Annotated in this window: 15 protein-coding genes and 1 pseudogene; 11 read left to right on the top strand and 5 right to left on the bottom strand. The window is 71.9% G+C overall.

Annotation, left to right across the window (positions count from 1 at the left end; genetic code table 11):
• Positions 1 to 155: 155 nt before the first annotated feature.
• A complete protein-coding gene (locus tag NNW99_RS04955) occupies positions 156 to 698 on the top strand; it encodes a hypothetical protein (protein ID WP_215117472.1) in 543 nt (180 codons plus the stop codon).
• Between the two features lie 53 nt (positions 699 to 751).
• Here the strand turns inward: NNW99_RS04955 and NNW99_RS04950 are convergent, their stop codons facing one another.
• The gene (locus NNW99_RS04950) at positions 752 to 1,711 is read right to left on the bottom strand and encodes an ATP-binding protein (RefSeq protein WP_215117471.1); all 960 of its coding nucleotides are present in this window, start codon (positions 1,709 to 1,711) and stop codon (positions 752 to 754) included.
• Positions 1,712 to 1,865: 154 nt separating this feature from the next.
• Here NNW99_RS04950 and NNW99_RS04945 point away from each other — a divergent pair, with 154 nt between their 5' ends.
• On the top strand, positions 1,866 to 3,380 hold the full coding sequence (locus NNW99_RS04945) for an ABC transporter substrate-binding protein (protein ID WP_215117470.1): 1,515 nt from the start codon (positions 1,866 to 1,868) through the stop codon (positions 3,378 to 3,380).
• A 6-nt stretch (positions 3,381 to 3,386) separates the two neighbouring features.
• Here the strand turns inward: NNW99_RS04945 and NNW99_RS04940 are convergent, their stop codons facing one another.
• Positions 3,387 to 3,788, bottom strand: a complete 402-nt coding sequence (locus tag NNW99_RS04940; protein ID WP_215117469.1) for a RidA family protein — start codon at positions 3,786 to 3,788, stop codon at positions 3,387 to 3,389.
• Positions 3,789 to 3,912: 124 nt separating this feature from the next.
• Here NNW99_RS04940 and NNW99_RS04935 point away from each other — a divergent pair, with 124 nt between their 5' ends.
• The gene (locus tag NNW99_RS04935; protein ID WP_215117468.1) at positions 3,913 to 4,296 is read left to right on the top strand and encodes a helix-turn-helix domain-containing protein; all 384 of its coding nucleotides are present in this window, start codon (positions 3,913 to 3,915) and stop codon (positions 4,294 to 4,296) included.
• 19 nt (positions 4,297 to 4,315) lie between these two features.
• Here the strand turns inward: NNW99_RS04935 and NNW99_RS04930 are convergent, their stop codons facing one another.
• Positions 4,316 to 5,077, bottom strand: coding sequence for a CDP-alcohol phosphatidyltransferase family protein (locus tag NNW99_RS04930; protein ID WP_215117467.1), 762 nt, complete (start codon positions 5,075 to 5,077; stop codon positions 4,316 to 4,318).
• Between the two features lie 108 nt (positions 5,078 to 5,185).
• On the opposite strand from NNW99_RS04930, the gene NNW99_RS04925 reads away from it, so the two are divergent.
• The 5 genes and pseudogenes from NNW99_RS04925 to NNW99_RS04905 form a co-directional block, all read left to right on the top strand.
• A complete protein-coding gene (locus tag NNW99_RS04925) occupies positions 5,186 to 6,166 on the top strand; it encodes a zinc-binding alcohol dehydrogenase (RefSeq protein ID WP_215117466.1) in 981 nt (326 codons plus the stop codon).
• Between the two features lie 216 nt (positions 6,167 to 6,382).
• Positions 6,383 to 6,781 carry a 6-carboxytetrahydropterin synthase gene (locus NNW99_RS04920; protein WP_215117465.1) on the top strand — a complete coding sequence of 133 codons (399 nt, stop codon included), beginning with the start codon at positions 6,383 to 6,385 and terminating at the stop codon, positions 6,779 to 6,781.
• Positions 6,778 to 7,977, top strand: coding sequence for a glycosyltransferase family 4 protein (locus tag NNW99_RS04915; RefSeq protein WP_215117464.1), 1,200 nt, complete (start codon positions 6,778 to 6,780; stop codon positions 7,975 to 7,977). Before NNW99_RS04920 ends, NNW99_RS04915 begins: the two co-directional genes overlap by 4 nt.
• The gene (locus tag NNW99_RS04910) at positions 7,974 to 9,026 is read left to right on the top strand and encodes a class I SAM-dependent methyltransferase (protein ID WP_215117463.1); all 1,053 of its coding nucleotides are present in this window, start codon (positions 7,974 to 7,976) and stop codon (positions 9,024 to 9,026) included. Before NNW99_RS04915 ends, NNW99_RS04910 begins: the two co-directional genes overlap by 4 nt.
• Positions 9,023 to 10,018: pseudogene (locus tag NNW99_RS04905) on the top strand (YbhN family protein); the annotation flags it as partial. The gene NNW99_RS04910 and the pseudogene NNW99_RS04905, both read left to right, overlap by 4 nt.
• A 131-nt stretch (positions 10,019 to 10,149) precedes the next feature.
• On the opposite strand, the gene NNW99_RS04900 reads toward NNW99_RS04905, so the two are convergent.
• Complete coding sequence (locus tag NNW99_RS04900; RefSeq protein WP_215117462.1) at positions 10,150 to 10,902, bottom strand: creatininase family protein; 753 nt, start codon at positions 10,900 to 10,902, stop codon at positions 10,150 to 10,152.
• A 41-nt stretch (positions 10,903 to 10,943) separates the two neighbouring features.
• Here NNW99_RS04900 and ribA point away from each other — a divergent pair, with 41 nt between their 5' ends.
• The 3 genes from ribA (at position 10,944) to NNW99_RS04885 (ending at position 13,970) form a co-directional block, all read left to right on the top strand.
• Positions 10,944 to 11,603: a GTP cyclohydrolase II gene (gene ribA / locus NNW99_RS04895; protein ID WP_215117461.1), complete on the top strand. Its 660-nt coding sequence runs from the start codon at positions 10,944 to 10,946 to the stop codon at positions 11,601 to 11,603.
• A 158-nt stretch (positions 11,604 to 11,761) separates the two neighbouring features.
• Positions 11,762 to 12,823, top strand: a complete 1,062-nt coding sequence (locus NNW99_RS04890) for a saccharopine dehydrogenase (RefSeq protein WP_215117460.1) — start codon at positions 11,762 to 11,764, stop codon at positions 12,821 to 12,823.
• On the top strand, positions 12,813 to 13,970 hold the full coding sequence (locus NNW99_RS04885; protein WP_215117459.1) for a saccharopine dehydrogenase family protein: 1,158 nt from the start codon (positions 12,813 to 12,815) through the stop codon (positions 13,968 to 13,970). Before NNW99_RS04890 ends, NNW99_RS04885 begins: the two co-directional genes overlap by 11 nt.
• A gap of 6 nt (positions 13,971 to 13,976) precedes the next feature.
• On the opposite strand, the gene NNW99_RS04880 is transcribed toward NNW99_RS04885, so the two are convergent.
• Positions 13,977 to 15,209 (bottom strand): serine hydrolase, encoded by a 1,233-nt coding sequence (locus NNW99_RS04880; protein ID WP_215117458.1) that lies wholly within the window; start codon positions 15,207 to 15,209, stop codon positions 13,977 to 13,979.
• Between the last annotated feature and the right edge of the window lie 122 nt (positions 15,210 to 15,331).

The raw sequence follows: 15,331 nt of genomic DNA, 5'->3' as shown, positions 1-15,331 counted from the left end.
GCCGATCCCGCGAAGCCGATCAGTTCCCCACGCGGCCTGTTTCACGCGATCGGATGATGCTGCGGAGAGGCGGGCACGGGCCGGCTCCGCGGGCCGTTCGAGCTGGTGACGGGGGGATTTCCCGTCCATCGTCATCACGGCAACGGGAGCACATCATGGGCCTGCACTTCCACCGCAACCCCGACGGCACGACGACCGGGCGCAACGAGGCGAACGGCTTCACCGTGACGCATGCCGAAGAGGAAGAGGTGAAGCGGCGGTTGTACGAGGACGCCGGGTGGGAGTACACGCCTCCACCTCCTCCGGTTCCGCCCGGGTTCCATCAGTTCTCCTTGGTGCACGACGAGTTCCGTGCCACCGGGTTCGGGGACGAGCGGTATGCGGGGCTGCGGGCGCGTCCGCCGCAGGGGTGCGTGCCCGTCGACCGGGGGTGCTTCGCCCTGGAGTGCGAGCGGCCGGGGAAGACGCTCATGGACGCGGTCGCCGCCACGGTCGCGGAGGTCCGCCGAGAGCATGGGCTGGTGATGAACAGCCTGGGTGTGGAGAAGCCTCAGGAATGGTTCGACGCGGACAACAAGAACGGATACGCGGCGCAGATCGTCGCGCACGTGGTGCTGATGGCCGCCGACCGCGCCCGACTGCTCGGGTACGGGCGAAAGGACGTGGTCCGGCTACTCGATGCCACGGGGATCGAGTAGCCGGTGGGGTGAGTCAGCGGTCGTGGGTGTCTTCACCCCGTGCAGGGTGCGCCTCAGGACAGGGCGGCCGGCCCCGGGACGAAGTCCGGATCCACCTGCGCCGCCAGATCCTCTCCCGTGCGCGCGTCCGCCCACGCCCGGACATTGCGCAGGTGGAACTCCACGGCGTGCCGGTGCAGCCGGTCCCAGTCGCGGGGGTGGGAGTCGACTGCCTCGTGGAGGAGGGAGAGGGCGTGGCGGTTGTGCGGTTCCAGGGATGCCAGGGGGTCCGGGTCGTCCTGTGCGCGGCCCTGTTCGGCCGCGCGGACCCAGGGGGAGTGGTTCAGGTGGGTCAGGAGGTCGTCCCCTACCTCCTCCTTGAGGAAGAGCAGGTCCTCCTCGCACGTCACCTTGTTGCCGACGACCGCGACGCGGATGCCGAACTCGCGGGCGTGGTCGCGGTACTGGCGGTAGACCGAGACGCCCTTGCGGGTGGGTTCCGCCACCAGGAAGGTGAGGTCGAAGCGGGTGAAGAGGCCGGAGGCGAAGGCGTCCGCGCCTGCCGTCATGTCGACCACGACGTACTCGCCGGGGCCATCCAGCAGGTGGCCGAGGTAGAGCTCGACCGCGCCGAGCTTGGAGTGATAGCAGGCCACTCCGAGGTCGGACTCGTCGAACTCGCCCGTGACCATCAGGGGGACGCCGCCCGCGCGGCCGACGTGCCGGGTGTGCAGTTCGTCGTCGCCGAGCGGGCGCAGGAGGCGGGAGCCGCGGCCCGGGGGAGTGGTCTTGATCATCGCCTCGGGGGAGGGGACGCGGGGGTTCGTGCCGCGCAGCAGGTCCTTGATGGAGGACAGGTGGGCGCCCAGGGGAGGGGCGGACTTCTCCAGCCCGCCGAGCGCCTCGGCCAGGTGCTGGTTGATGTCGCCGTCGATGGCGAGGACCGGGGCGCCGGAGCGCGCCAGGTGGCGGGAGAAGAGTGCCGACAGCGTGGTCTTGCCGCTGCCGCCCTTGCCGACGAACGCGATCCTCACGAACGCTCCACCTTGTTGAAAATGGATGTCATGTGGCTAGGTTTAGGGAGTGATCGTCATCACTGTCAAATTGGTTAGGCCGTATGGGACTTCTTCCTTCGTCCCGAGTGTGGTTCACCCGGCCCGTCGGGCTCGTCCGGCCGGTGCATATGCTGTGCAAGTGCGTCCCCACAGCATCAAGAGCCGTCCCCGGTTCCTCGCCGCCCTCGTCCTCGTCCCGTGCCTGGCCGGCTGCTTCGCCTCCCCGGGAGGGGAGTCGTCGTCGAACGGCGGGCAGTCGGGCTCCCGGCTGCGTGTCGCCCTCGCCTTCCCGCCCGCCGAGAACTTCTCGCCGTACGGGGCCGACGCCACGCTCCTCAGCCGCCTCGGCGTCACCGAGGGGCTGACCGCTCTCGACGCCAACGGCGCCGCGGCCCCCGCGCTCGCCGAGTCCTGGCGCCGGGAGGACGACCGCACCTGGCGGTTCACCCTGCGTGAGGCCACCTTCCAGGACGGCGCGGACGTCACCCCGTCCGCCGTGGCCGCGGCGCTCACCCGCGCCACGAAGGCGAAGCCCGCTCCCGCCGCCCTCGCCGGTGTCTCGTTCGAGGCGAAGGCCGACGGCGACCGCGGTCTGCGCATCACCACGGCCGCCGCCGACCCCGTCCTGCCCATGCGGCTGTCCAGCCCGAGCCTCGCGATCCTCTCCCCGAAGGCGTACGGCGAGAAGGGCAACCCCGACCCGGTCGGAACCGCCACCGGGCCCTTCGAGATCGCCAAGGTCAACGGCGGCGGGTCCGCCACCCTCGACCGGTTCGACGACTACTGGGGCGGCCGCGCCCAGGCCTCCGGCATCGACGCCCGCTTCATCAAGGACGGCACCGCACGCGCCAACGCGGTCCGCACCGGCGACATCGACATCGCCGAGGCGATCCCCGTCGCCCAGGCCGCCACCCTCGACAAGGCGACCCTGAAGGAAGCCGGCACCGCGCGCACCACCAGCCTGCAGCTCAACACCAAGACCGGGCCCTTCAAGGACCCGAAGCTGCGCGCCGCCGCCCGTGAGGCGGTCAACTCCTCCACCATCGTCAAGGGCGTCTTCGAGGGGTACGCCGACCCGGGCGCGGGCATCTTCGGCCCCGCCGTCACCTGGGCCGAGAGCAAGCGGGTGAAGCCGACCGGGCGCGCGGACGCCGCCGAGCCCGACGGTGAGCAGATCGCCCTCGCCACCTACGACAACCGGCCCGAGCTGCCCGAGACCGCCCAGGTGGTGCAACAGCAGCTTCAGAAGGCCGGCTTCAAGGTGAAGCTGGAGGTGCGCGAGTACTCACGGCTGGAGAGCGACGCCCTCGCCGGGAAGTTCGACGCCTTCATCGGCGCCCGCAACAGCCTCCTCGACACCGGCGACCCCGTCGGCGTCCTCGGCAGCGACTACACCTGCGACGGCAGCTACAACCTGGCCCTGCTGTGCGACAAGGGTGTCGACCGCGCGGTCACCAAGGCCGACGGGACCGACGGCACCGGTGAGCGGCAGGACGCCGCCATGGCCGCCGAGGCCGCGATCCTCGGCACCGACGCCGTCGTGCCGCTGGCCCACCAGCAGATCATCGTCGGCGTCTCCACCAAGGTCCAGGGCGTCGTCCTCGACCCGTACGAGCGGACGCTGGTGGGTATCGGGACCCGTCGCTGAGCCCTCTCACGCGGGCAGCTTGGTGTCGATCACACAGCTGATCTCGACCAACTGCCCGGGAAAGGTCAGCTCGGTGACGCCGAGGGCCGTGGCGACCGGGCGGTGGCTGCCGAAGTACGCCCGGTTGGCCTTCGCCACCACCTCGGCGTGGCGCACCAGGTCCACCGCGTACAGCGTCTGCGAGACGACCTGGTTGCGTGTGACGCCGTAGTGGGCCAGGACCTTGTCGATGTTGACGTAGGTCAGCTCGAGCTGGCCGGCCGCGTCGTCCTCGGGGTGGAAGTCGCCCGCCTCGTCGAACGCGAGCTGCCCGGAGACATGGATCAGGTCGCCGGACCTGATCGCCTGCGCATAGCCGAAGTAGGTCTCGGCCGGGATGGCGTGGTCGTAGACATCGGGAGTCGTCACAGTTCCTGTCCTTCCGTTCCTTCCGCCGAGCACGCGCACACGTGCTCTCTTGCGGTTACTCGGGAACTGTAGGAGAGTGACCGCCGACCTGGAAGAACGCACTTTTCGGTGACTGGGGAACCAGATGGTGACCAAGCAGGAGTTGAGCGGTCTGCCCGAGGACGCGGATCTGCGGCGGGCGGACTCACTGGCGCGTGAGATCTTCTCGGACGTCGCCAACAAATGGGCCCTGCTGATCATCGAAGCCCTCGGCGAACGCACCCTGCGCTTCAGCGAGTTGCGCGACGAGGTCGAGGGCGTCAGTCACAAGATGCTCACCCAGAACCTGCGGATGCTGGAGCGCAACGGCCTGGTCGACCGGAAGGTGCACCCCACCGTGCCGCCGAAGGTCGAGTACACGCTCACCGAGCCGGGCCGGGCCCTGCGGGCCACGGTCGACCTGCTCTGCGGCTGGACCCAGCAGCACCTCGGTCATATCGAGGCGGCGCGAGGGCGGTTCGACGCCTGACCGGCCGCGGCCGCGGAGTTCAGCTCGCGACCAGTTCCCGCACCTGCCGCCCGGCCGGGGTCTCCTCGATCCGCGAGGTCCGGTACAGCCACAGCACGTCCCGCCCGAACGACCACACCAGCAGGCCCAGGGCCAGAGCGGCGACCCCGAAGTTGCCCGCGTACGGCAGCAGATCGGCGCCCGCCACCAGCAGCAGCACACCCTGGAGCGCGGCCACCGTCTTGCGGCCGGTGCTCGGCGGGAGGGCGGCGGTCAGCCAGGGCCAGACCCGCGCGGCGGCGACGAAGACGTAGCGCATACCGCCGATGAGCAGCACCCACGGGCCCAGCTCCATCGACACGTACACGCTCAGCACCAGGATCAGGAACGCGTCGACCTCCATGTCGAAGCGCGCGCCCAGCGCCGTCGAGGTGCCGGTGCGGCGGGCCACCTTGCCGTCGACGCCGTCGAGGATCAGGGCGACCGCCGTCAGACCGACGAACAACGACACGGGCGGCGAACTCTGGAAGGAGTCCGCGACGAGCGCGGTGACCCCGCCGACGAGGGTGGCACGGCCGAGGGTGACCCGGTTCGCCGCGCCGAAGGAGCGCAGCCGTGAGCGGTGCAGGGCCCGGGAGAGCACCGCCCAGGTGGCGAGGGCGAACGCGAGGCCGGTCAGCCAGCCCGCCGGGCCCATCCCGATCGCCGTACCGATCAGGGCGAGCAGCAGGACCTGCACTCCCGCCCCCAGGGCGGTCTCCTGCTGGACGAGCCTAGCGTCGTAAGTGTTGTTCAGGGCCACCGAACACCCTCCGGCCGTGTGACAGAGTCGATCAACGCCGCTACCTTGTGCGCGGCCTGTGCACCCCTCGGTACGCAAGCAGCTTCCCGATCGTTCAGGAGGACTTCGATGAAGCACACCGCACGGGCGTTCTGGATCGACTCGCCTGGACGAGGCGGCATCCGGGACGTCACCCTGCCGGAACCCGGCGAGGACGAGGTGCTGGTCCGAGCGCTGTACTCCGGCGTGAGCCGCGGCACCGAGACGCTCGTCTTCCGCGGCGGTGTGCCGGCCAGCCAGCACACCGCCATGCGGGCACCCTTCCAGGAGGGCGACTTCCCGGGCCCCGTGAAGTACGGCTACCTCAGCGTCGGCGTGGTGGAGGAAGGGCCCGAGGAGCTGGCCGGGCGCACGGTGTTCTGCCTGTATCCCCACCAGAGCCGGTACGTCGTCCCGGCCCGGGCCGTCACCCCCGTACCGGACACCGTGCCGGCCGAACGGGCCGTGCTCGCCGGGACCGTGGAGACCGCCGTCAACGCCCTGTGGGACGCCGCGCCCCTGGTCGGCGACCGGATCGCGGTGGTCGGCGGCGGCATGGTCGGCTGCTCGGTGGCCGCCCTGCTCGCCCGCTTCCCCGGCGTCCGCGTCCAGCTCGTCGACGCCGACCCGTCCCGCGCCGCCATCGCCAAGGCCCTGGGCGTCGGCTTCGCCACCCCCGCGGATGCCCAGGGCGAGTGCGACCTGGTCGTCCACGCCAGCGCCACCGAGCAGGGCCTCGCCAGGTCCCTGGAACTCCTCACCGCCGAGGGGACCGTGCTCGAACTGAGCTGGTACGGCGACCGGCAGATCAGCCTGCCGCTCGGCGAGGCCTTCCACTCCCGGCGGCTCGTCATCCGCTCCAGCCAGGTCGGCACCGTCTCCCCGGCCCGCCCGAACCGCACCTACGCCGACCGGCTCGCCGTCGCCCTCGACCTGCTCGCCGACCTGGCGCTCGACGCCCTCGTCACCGGCGAATCCGCCTTCGAGGAACTGCCGGACGTGCTGCCGAGGCTCGCCTCGGGCGAGATCCCCGCGCTGTGCCACCGCGTCCGCTACGGCGAGAACGAGTGACACGTACCACCTCAGCGAGTCCCCCGTACGACGAGAGCGATTGACGCATCGGCTGACGATTCGTTCCATCCGGTACGACATCGGTACGACAAGAGCGCCTGACCTGAGAAAAGACGTAGCGGAGGCTGAACAGGGGAAGGCAAGGAGCCGTATTACCCGGCATCCCCGGCAGCCAACAGCGGGGGAGCAGACGCGCCGCACCTGGAGGGTCGTCCGTTGTTCAGCATCACCGTCCGCGATCACATCATGATCGCCCACAGCTTCCGTGGCGACGTCTTCGGACCGGCGCAGCGCCTGCACGGGGCCACATTTCTCGTGGACGCCACGTTCCGGCGCGAAGCGCTGGACGAGGACAACATCGTCGTCGACATCGGGCTGGCCACCCAGGAACTCGGAGCCGTTGTCAGCGAGCTGAACTACCGCAACCTCGACAACGAACCCGACTTCGCCGGGGTCAACACCTCGACGGAGTTCCTCGCCAAGGTCATCGCCGACCGGCTCGCCGAGCGCATTCACAAGGGCGCGCTGGGCGAGGGGGCCAAGGGCATCGCGGGCCTGTCCGTCACCCTGCACGAGTCGCACATCGCCTGGGCGAGTTACGAGCGTGCGCTGTGACCGACACGACCATCGAGCGGCCCGGCCAGACCGGACCGGCGCGCCTGAACTATGTTCCGGTGCAGCACGCCGCCCTGAAGAACGCCGAGATCATCCCCATGTCCCTGCGCACCGTGCACTTCGTGCTCCCGGGCGGCATCGACGACCCGGCGGCACCCAGCGGCGGCAACGCCTACGACCGGCGAGTCTGCCTGGACCTGCCCGGCTTCGGCTGGCAGGTCACCAAGCACGCCGTCGCCGGTGACTGGCCCCGCCCGGGAGCCGCGGCCCGTACGGAACTGGCCCGCGCCCTGAGCGCACTGCCGGACGGCGCCGTCGTCCTGCTCGACGGCCTGGTGGCCTGCGGCGTCCCGGAGATCGTCGTCCCGGAGGCGGAACGGCTGCGCATGGCCGTCCTCGTCCATCTCCCGCTCGGCGACGAGACCGGGCTCGACCCGGTCGTGGCCGCCGAACTGGACGCCAAGGAGCGGGCGGTGCTGCGGGCCGTGCCGTCGGTCATCGCCACCAGCGACTGGGCGGTCCGCCGTCTGGTCTCCCACCACGGCCTGCCCCCGGAGCGCGTCCACGTCGCCGCCCCGGGCGCCGACATCGCGCCCCTCGCACCCGGCACCGACGGTGTCTCGCGACTGCTGTGCGTCGCCGCCGTGACCCCGCGCAAGGGCCAGCACCGGCTGGTGGAGGCACTGGCGGCGGTAAAGGACCTGCGGTGGAGCTGCGTCTTCGTCGGCAGCCTCACCCAGGAGCCCGAGTACGTCGCCCACTTGCGGTCCCTCATCGCCGAGCACGGCCTGGAGGACCGGCTGGAGCTGGCGGGCCCGAAGTCCGGCGCCACCCTCGACGCCAGTTACGCCACCGCCGACCTGATGGTCCTCACCTCCTACGCCGAGACCTACGGCATGGCCGTCACCGAGGCACTGGCCCGGGGCATCCCGGTCATGGCCACGGACGTCGGCGGGCTCCCCGAGGCGGTCGGCCGCGCCCCCGACGGCGGCGTGCCCGGCATCCTCGTCCCGCCGGAGAACCCCGCCGCCATCGCCGCCGAACTGCGCGGCTGGTTCGGCGAGGCGGACGTACGGCGTCGCCTCAAGGCCGCCGCCCGCAGCCGCCGCGCCTCCCTCGACGGCTGGGCCACGACCGCACAGAGCCTGGCGGCGGTACTGCGCCGGCTTCCGAACGAACCCCGGAGGGCCGCATGACGAACCCGGCGACGACCCAGCAGAGCGGGGCGATTCCGACGCAGCCCGGACCGAGAGAAGTTACTGAGCTGGCGGACGCCACGGCTGCGAAGCCGGGAGACTCGGTGATCGCGTGGGCGGGTGACGCCGTCGTGGCGGGCGCCGTCATCCCGGGCGCGGGTCCCAGCGGCGCGCCCGGCTCCCGGCCCACCGTGAAGCTGCGCGAGGCCGACCCCGACGATCCGCCCCGCTACGCGCCCGAGTGGCTGGAGCTGCGGGAGCCGGCCGACGCCGCCGCGCGGTCGCACGACCTGCTCGACCCGCTGCGCATCCGGCTCGCCAACCTGCCGGGCAAGTCGGGCGTCGCCATCCACGACCTGGGCTGCGGCACCGGTTCGATGGGCCGCTGGCTCGCCCCCCGCCTGGACGGCGCCCAGCACTGGGTCCTGCACGACCGCGACCCCTATCTGCTGCACTTCGCCGCCGTCGCCTCACCCCGCTCGGCCGCCGACGGCAGCCGGGTCTCGGTGGAGACGCGGCGCGGTGACGTCGCCCGCCTCACGCCGGACGCCCTGAAGGGCGCGTCCCTGGTGACGGCGTCCGCGCTGCTGGACGTCCTCACCCGCGACGAGATCGACACCCTCGCCGCCGCCTGCGCCGGAGCCGGCTGCCCCGCCCTGCTGACCCTGTCCGTCGCCGGGCGCGTCGAACTGACCCCGTCGCACCCGCTGGACGCGGAGATCGCCCAGGCGTTCAACGAACACCAGCGCCGCGACGGCCTGCTCGGCCCGGACGCCGTCACGGCGGCGGCCGAGGCGTTCTCCGAGCACGGCGCGACCGTACGGCTGCACCCGAGCCCCTGGCGGCTCGGCCCCGAGCAGGCCGCGCTCACCGAACAGTGGCTGCGCGGCTGGGTCGGCGCCGCCGTCGAACAACGCCCCGAGCTGCGCGACCGCGCCGACGCCTATCTGGCCGAACGCCTGGCCGCCTGCGCCGCCGGCGAGTTGCGCGCCACCGTCCACCACACCGACCTCCTGGCCCTGTGCCGTCCGGCGGGCGGAGCGTCATGAGCCCCCAGGCGACGGGGACACGTCCGCGGCCGATGCCCGTCGAGAGCGACCGGCTGCCCCGGAGCGGCGACAGCGGGAGCCCGCTCGGGGAACCCGACGCTCCGGCACCGGAGGCCTCCGGCCCCGCCGGTTCCCCGTCGCCCGGCCCCGTGCGGGCCGTCCTGGCCCGGCTCGGCTCCCGCAGAGCCCGTACGCATCTGGGCACCCTCGCCGGAGTCGCCATCCTCGGCGTGCTGTCGTGGCGGCTCGGCACCGGTGTCCTCCTGGACGGGCTGAGCCGGATCGACGGGACGTCGTTGCTGCTGGCGCTCGGGATCGGACTCGTCACCACCGTGTTCAGCGCGTGGCGTTGGGCGCTGGTGGCCCGGGGGCTCCGGATCCGGCTGCCGTTCGGACCGGCCGTCGCCGACTACTACCGCGCGCTGTTCCTCAACGCGGCGCTGCCCGGCGGCGTCCTCGGCGATGTGCACCGGGCCGTCCGGCACGGCCAGAGCGAGGGCGACCTGGGCCGGGGCGTGAAGGCGGTCGTCCTCGAACGGGCCGCCGGGCAGATCGCGCTGTTCGCCGTCGGGGCCGTGGTGCTGCTGACGATGCCGTCCCCGGTGCTGTCCGAGGCAAGGCACATCGCCCCGCTCGCGGCCCTGGCCGCGGTGGGCGCCCTCGCCGTCGTCCTCGCCGTGCGCATGAACCGGGCGGCGCCCTCACGCCGGGGCAGGAAGCTGCGCGGGGTCCTCGCCGAGGCACGCGAAGGGCTGCTGTCCCGCCGCAACGCACCCGGGGTCATTGTCTCCTCCGTGGTCGTTCTGGCAGGTTACGTGGCCATGTTCGTACTCGCCGCCCACGTCGCCGGGGCCGCCGCCTCCGTGGCCGTCCTGCTGCCGCTCGCGGTCCTCGCGCTGCTGGCGATGGGACTGCCGCTGAACGTCGGCGGCTGGGGACCGAGGGAGGGCGTCACCGCCTGGGCGTTCGGCGCCGCTGGGCTGGGCGCCGGCCGGGGACTCGCCGTCGCGGTCGTCTACGGGGTGCTCAGCCTCGTGGCGAGCCTGCCCGGCCTGATCGTCCTCGTCGCCCGCTGGTACACGGGCCTGCGCGCCCGGTCCCGGGCGCGCTCGGCCGCGAACGACTACCCGTCAGCCCCGTCCGCCCCCTCGGCCGCGGAGGTCAGCATCGAGAAATACGCCCCGAAGGAATCCGCGAGGCTCGCCAGGAGTTCCTTCCCCTTTTCCGCCGAACCCAGCGAAGCCCGGCCGATGACACCGGAATCGGTATAGCCGGACATGCCGAGGGTGAGCAGATGACGCCGGTCGTCAGCGACGAAATCGGAGGTCTCATAACCGGGTCGGAGCAATTCGGGATGAGCGTGCAGAAGGATGGAGGTTTCAATTTCCCCCGCGTGCATGTCGGTGAGCAGCGAGGTCACCACACCCGCCCGCTCACGAGCCTCCTCCCAGTCCTCCGGGGCCGGGAAGAGGGCCATCCGCTCACCGCGGGCGGAGGCTTCCTGAACCACGTTGCCCAGTACGTAGTTTCCGCCGTGCCCGTTGACCACCACCAGGGCCTCGACGCCGGACCGGCGGAGCGAATCCGCAATGTCCCGTACCACCGCATGAAGGGTCACCGAGGAGATGCTGACGGTCCCCGGCCAGGCCGCGTGCTCGTGCGAGCACGAGATCGTCACCGGAGGAAGGAGGTGCACCGGGTACGCGCCGGCTATCTCCCGCGCGACGGCACACGCGACGAGCGTGTCGGTCGCCAGCGGAAGAAACGCACCGTGCTGCTCGAAGCTCCCCACGGGAAGCACCGCGACCTGCCGTGAGACACCGGCGCCCCGCGTCCGTACGTCTTCCGTGGTGTCCGCCGGCACCAGATCACTCATAACGTCACGGCCTTTCGTCTCTGCTTAGGAACTCGAGAATCATGACAGAAAAAATTGGCGTACTCGGCAAGAAGTCACCGCAGCGGACCGGCGTGGAACGCGTCGTGAATGCCCCCTTGCCCACCGTGTACGGGAAATTCGAGGCCGTCGGCTACCTGGACCACGACCGCGGTGACGAACAGGTGGCGCTGGTCTACGGCGAGCTCGGCACGGACGACGTCCTCATCCGGCTGCACTCGGAGTGCCTGACCGGCGACGCCTTCGGCTCCCAGCACTGCGAGTGCGGCGACCAGCTCGACGCCGCCCTGCGCGCGGTCGTCGCCGAGGGCGCCGGTGTCGTCGTCTACCTCAGAGGGCATGAAGGCCGCGGCATCGGCCTGCTCGCCAAGCTGCGCGCCATGGCCCTGCAGGCGGAGGGCCTGGACACCGTCGAGGCCAACCTCGCCCTGGGCCTGCCGGTCGACGCCCGTGACTACGGGGTGGCCGCCCGGATCCTGGAGGACCTGGGTGTGCGGTCCGTGCGCCTGATGTCCAACAACCCGCGCAAGCGTGACGCGCTGGTGAGCCACGGCATCACGGTCGCCGAGCAGGTGCCGCTGCTGATCCCGCCGTGCGAGAACAACATCACCTATCTGCGCACGAAGCGGGAGCGTCTCGACCACCACCTGCCCCATCTGGACGCGGTGGTCAGCTCCTCCTGAGGCATCGGGTGCCCGCCCGTGCGGGCTCCGGTTCTCCTCGGCGTGACCTGGGCGCATTCGTGCGCGACCCGAAGGCGGGCCGCGTACGCTTCGTGGACGTCAGCCCCTTGAGCGTCGGCCCTCAGCGGCCGACGCCTCACGCCGGAGGCCCACCTGGTATGACCGAGCTCCATCTGTGGCTGCGCCACGAGGCCCGAACGACCGAGCGACGCACACCGATCGTGCCCGACGACGCCCGGCGGCTCGTCGGGAACGGAGTGGAACTGACCGTCGAGGAGTCCCCGCAGCGGGTCTTCCCGATCGAGGAGTACGAGGCGGCCGGCTGCCGCGTGGCGCCCGCGGGCTCCTGGGTGACGGCGCCGCCCGACGCCGTCGTGCTCGGCCTGAAGGAACTGCCCGCCGACCCCGCGGAACTGACACACCGGCACATCTTCTTCGGCCACGCCTACAAGGGCCAGCCCGGAGCGGCCGACCTGCTGGGCCGGTTCACCGCCGGGGGCGGGACGCTGTTCGACCTGGAGTACCTCGTCGACGACACCGGGCGGCGCCTCGCCGCCTTCGGCTTCTGGGCCGGCTATCTGGGCGCCGCCCTCGCGGTGCTCCAGCACCGGGGCCGGCTGCGGGCCCCGCTGACGCCGACCACCAAGGAAGAGCTCGACGAGACCCTCAAGCCCGCCGCCGACGACGCCGAGTTCACCGGCCTGGTCATCGGCGCCCTGGGCCGCAGCGGCCGCGGTGCCCGGGTGGCGTTCGCCGCCGCCGGTGTCGACCCGACCTGCTGGGACCTCGCCGAGACCCGCGACCTGGACCGCCGCGCCCTGCTGGAGCACGACGTGATGGTGAACGCGGTGCTCGCCACCACCCCCGTCCCGCCCTTCCTCCGGGACCAGGACCTCGACACCCCGGACCGCCGGCTGCGCACCCTGTGCGACGTGACCTGCGACGTCGGCTCCCCGCTCAACGTCCTCCCGGTGTACGACGACACCACCGACTGGGACGCGCCCGTACGCCGGCTGCGCGACGCACCCCCGCTCGACCTGATCGCCATCGACAACCTGCCCTCCCTGCTGCCGCTGGAGTCCAGCGCCGACTTCTCGGCCGCCCTGTATCCGCAGCTCCTCGACTTCGGCGTCGCCGGGCCCTGGGGGCGCTGCCTGGACCGGTTCCGTCAGGCCTGCCGTGCACACGGACTCGACAAGGGGGAGTTCCATGACCACTGACCCGGTACCCGCGAGCGGCACCGTCCACTGGATCGGCGCCGGCCTCTCCACCGGCAGCGGACTGGCCGCGCTGTGCGACACCGCCGAGCGCGTACGGCTCTGGCACCGCACCGAGAGCCGCGCGGCCGACGCCCTCGGCCGACTGGGCCTCACCGGACGGGCCGAGCCCCGTACGTACACGCCGGACGCGCTCGCCGCCGAACTCGCCCCCGGCGACGTCGTCGTGTCGATGCTGCCCGCGCCGGAGCACGCGCCGCTGCTCGCCGAGTGCGTACGGCGGGGAGCGCACTTCGCCTGCTCCAGCTATGTGTCCCAGGCGGTGCTGGACCAGCTGCCCGCCGCCGAGAAGGCCGGGGTCGTCGTCCTGACCGAGTCCGGGCTCGACCCGGGCATCGACCACCTTTTCGCGCACGCCCTCGTCGCCCGGGCCCGGGACGCCATCGGCGACGGGACGCCCGCCTCGTACACCCTCACCTCGTACTGCGGCGGTGTCCCCGCCGTCCCGAACGACTTCACGTACCGCTTCAGCTGGGCACCTGCGGGCGTCCTCAACGCCCTGCGCTCCCCGGCCCGTTACATCGAGGACGGTGCCGAGACCGTCGCCGACCGTCCCTGGGAGGCGACCCGGCGGCATGTCGTCGAAGGGGAGACGTTCGAGGTCTATCCCAACCGCGACAGCGTCCCCTTCGTCGCGCAGTACGAGCTTCCCGACGCCTGGACACCGCGGACGTTCGTACGCGGCACCCTGCGTCTGGAGGGCTGGCTGCGGGCCTGGGACGGTGTCTTCGAGGAGCTGAAGAGGGGCGACGACACCCGGATCGCCGCCCTGGCCCAGGAGCTGGCCGCCACTTACCCCACGACGGACGAGGACCGGGACCGGGTCGTTCTCGCCGTGTCACTGGAGGTACGCGCCGAGACGGGGCATTCCTGGGCCGGCGGCTATCTCCTGGACCTGGTGGGTGACGCGGGGGAGAGCGCGATGGCCCGCTGCGTCTCACGCACCCTCGCCCTGGGCGTCCGCCACGTCCTGGACGGCTCCCTGCCGCCGGGCCTGAACCGGGCCGCCGAGACGGCGGCCCGGTCGGAACAGTGGCTGCGTGAACTCGCCCAGGAGGGAATCGAGTTCACACTGCGCGTCGACCGGTAGCGGGGCTCAGCCCGCCAGGGCCTCGTGGACCAGCCTCTTCAGGTCCCGGAACACCGAGTGCGAGGACCGGGGCCGCACCTGTGTCATGAACTGCACCGTCAGGTCGCGGCCCGGGTCCACCCAGAACGTCGTCGTCGCCACCCCGCTCCAGCCGTACGCGCCGAGCCCGGACGGCACGAGGGTGCGGGACGGGTCGATGACGACGGAGCAGTTGAGGCCGAAGCCGACCCCGTCGTTGCCCGGCTCGTCGTGGGCGGGACGGCTGCCGAAGGCGCGCAGGTCGGCGCCGTCGGGCAGATGGTTGCGGGTCATCAGGTCCACGGTCCCGGGCGCGAGGAGCCGGACGCCGTCCAGTTCGCCGCGGCGGCGCAGCAGTTCCATGAAACGGTGGTAGTCGTGGGCGGAGGCCACCATGCCGCCGCTGCCCGACAGAAACCGCGGCCGGCCGCGCAGCGGCAGCCCCGGGATCGGTTCGATGCCGCCGCCGCCCTCCTTCTCGCCGTACATCTCCGACAGCCGGGGCGCCTGCTCGTCCGTGACGTGGAAACCCGCGTCCGTCATGCCGAGAGGGCCGAAGACCCGCTCCGCACAGAACACGTCGAGCGGCTGCCCCGACACGACCTCGATGATCCGGCCCAGGACATTGCTGGCCACCGAGTAGTTCCACTGGGTGCCCGGCTCGAACTGCAGCGGCAGACTCGCGTACACCTCGATGGTCTCGGCCAGGTCCGCGCCCGGCGGCACGGACGACTCCAGGCCGGCCGCGCGGTACAGGGCGTCGACGGGGTGGGTGTGGTAGAAGCCGAAGGTCAGCCCCGAGGTGTGGGTCATCAGATGCCGGACGCGTATGGGGCCGTCGGCCGGGCGGGTGCGTACGTCGGACCCGGAGCCGCCGACGTACACCCGGGGCTCGGCGAAGGCCGGGAGATGGTCGGCGACCGGGTCGTCCAGCGACAGCCGGCCCTCCTCCACGAGCAGCAGTGCGGCGACCGCGGTGACCGGCTTCGTCATGGAGTAGACCCGCCACAGGGTGTCGGGCTCGACCGGGAGCCCGGCCGCGATGTCGCGCAGTCCGTGCGTGGCCAGGTGTGCGACGCGTCCGGCCCGGGCGACGGACACGAGGAAGCCCGGCAGCCGCCCCTCGTCGACCAGTCGGGCGAAGTGCCGGTCCATGTCGTCCAGCGCCCGCGGGTCCAGCCCCGCCTCACCGGGATCGGCCTCTTGCCGCAGCTGTGCCATCGTTCATCCTCCGTCGCGCTCGTCGAGGTGAGATCCGGCATACCCCGCACGGACCGCGCAGGAACAGGTGAATGTCACAGGTCACCGGTACCGTCGGATCGAGACGGCCGCAGACTGGTCGA

The organism is Streptomyces sp. CRCS-T-1 (assembly GCF_024442335.1).
Classification (GTDB): domain Bacteria; phylum Actinomycetota; class Actinomycetes; order Streptomycetales; family Streptomycetaceae; genus Streptomyces; species Streptomyces koelreuteriae.
The sequence above is the reverse complement of the archived record's forward strand: the minus strand, read 5'-3'. Positions and strand labels throughout refer to the sequence as shown.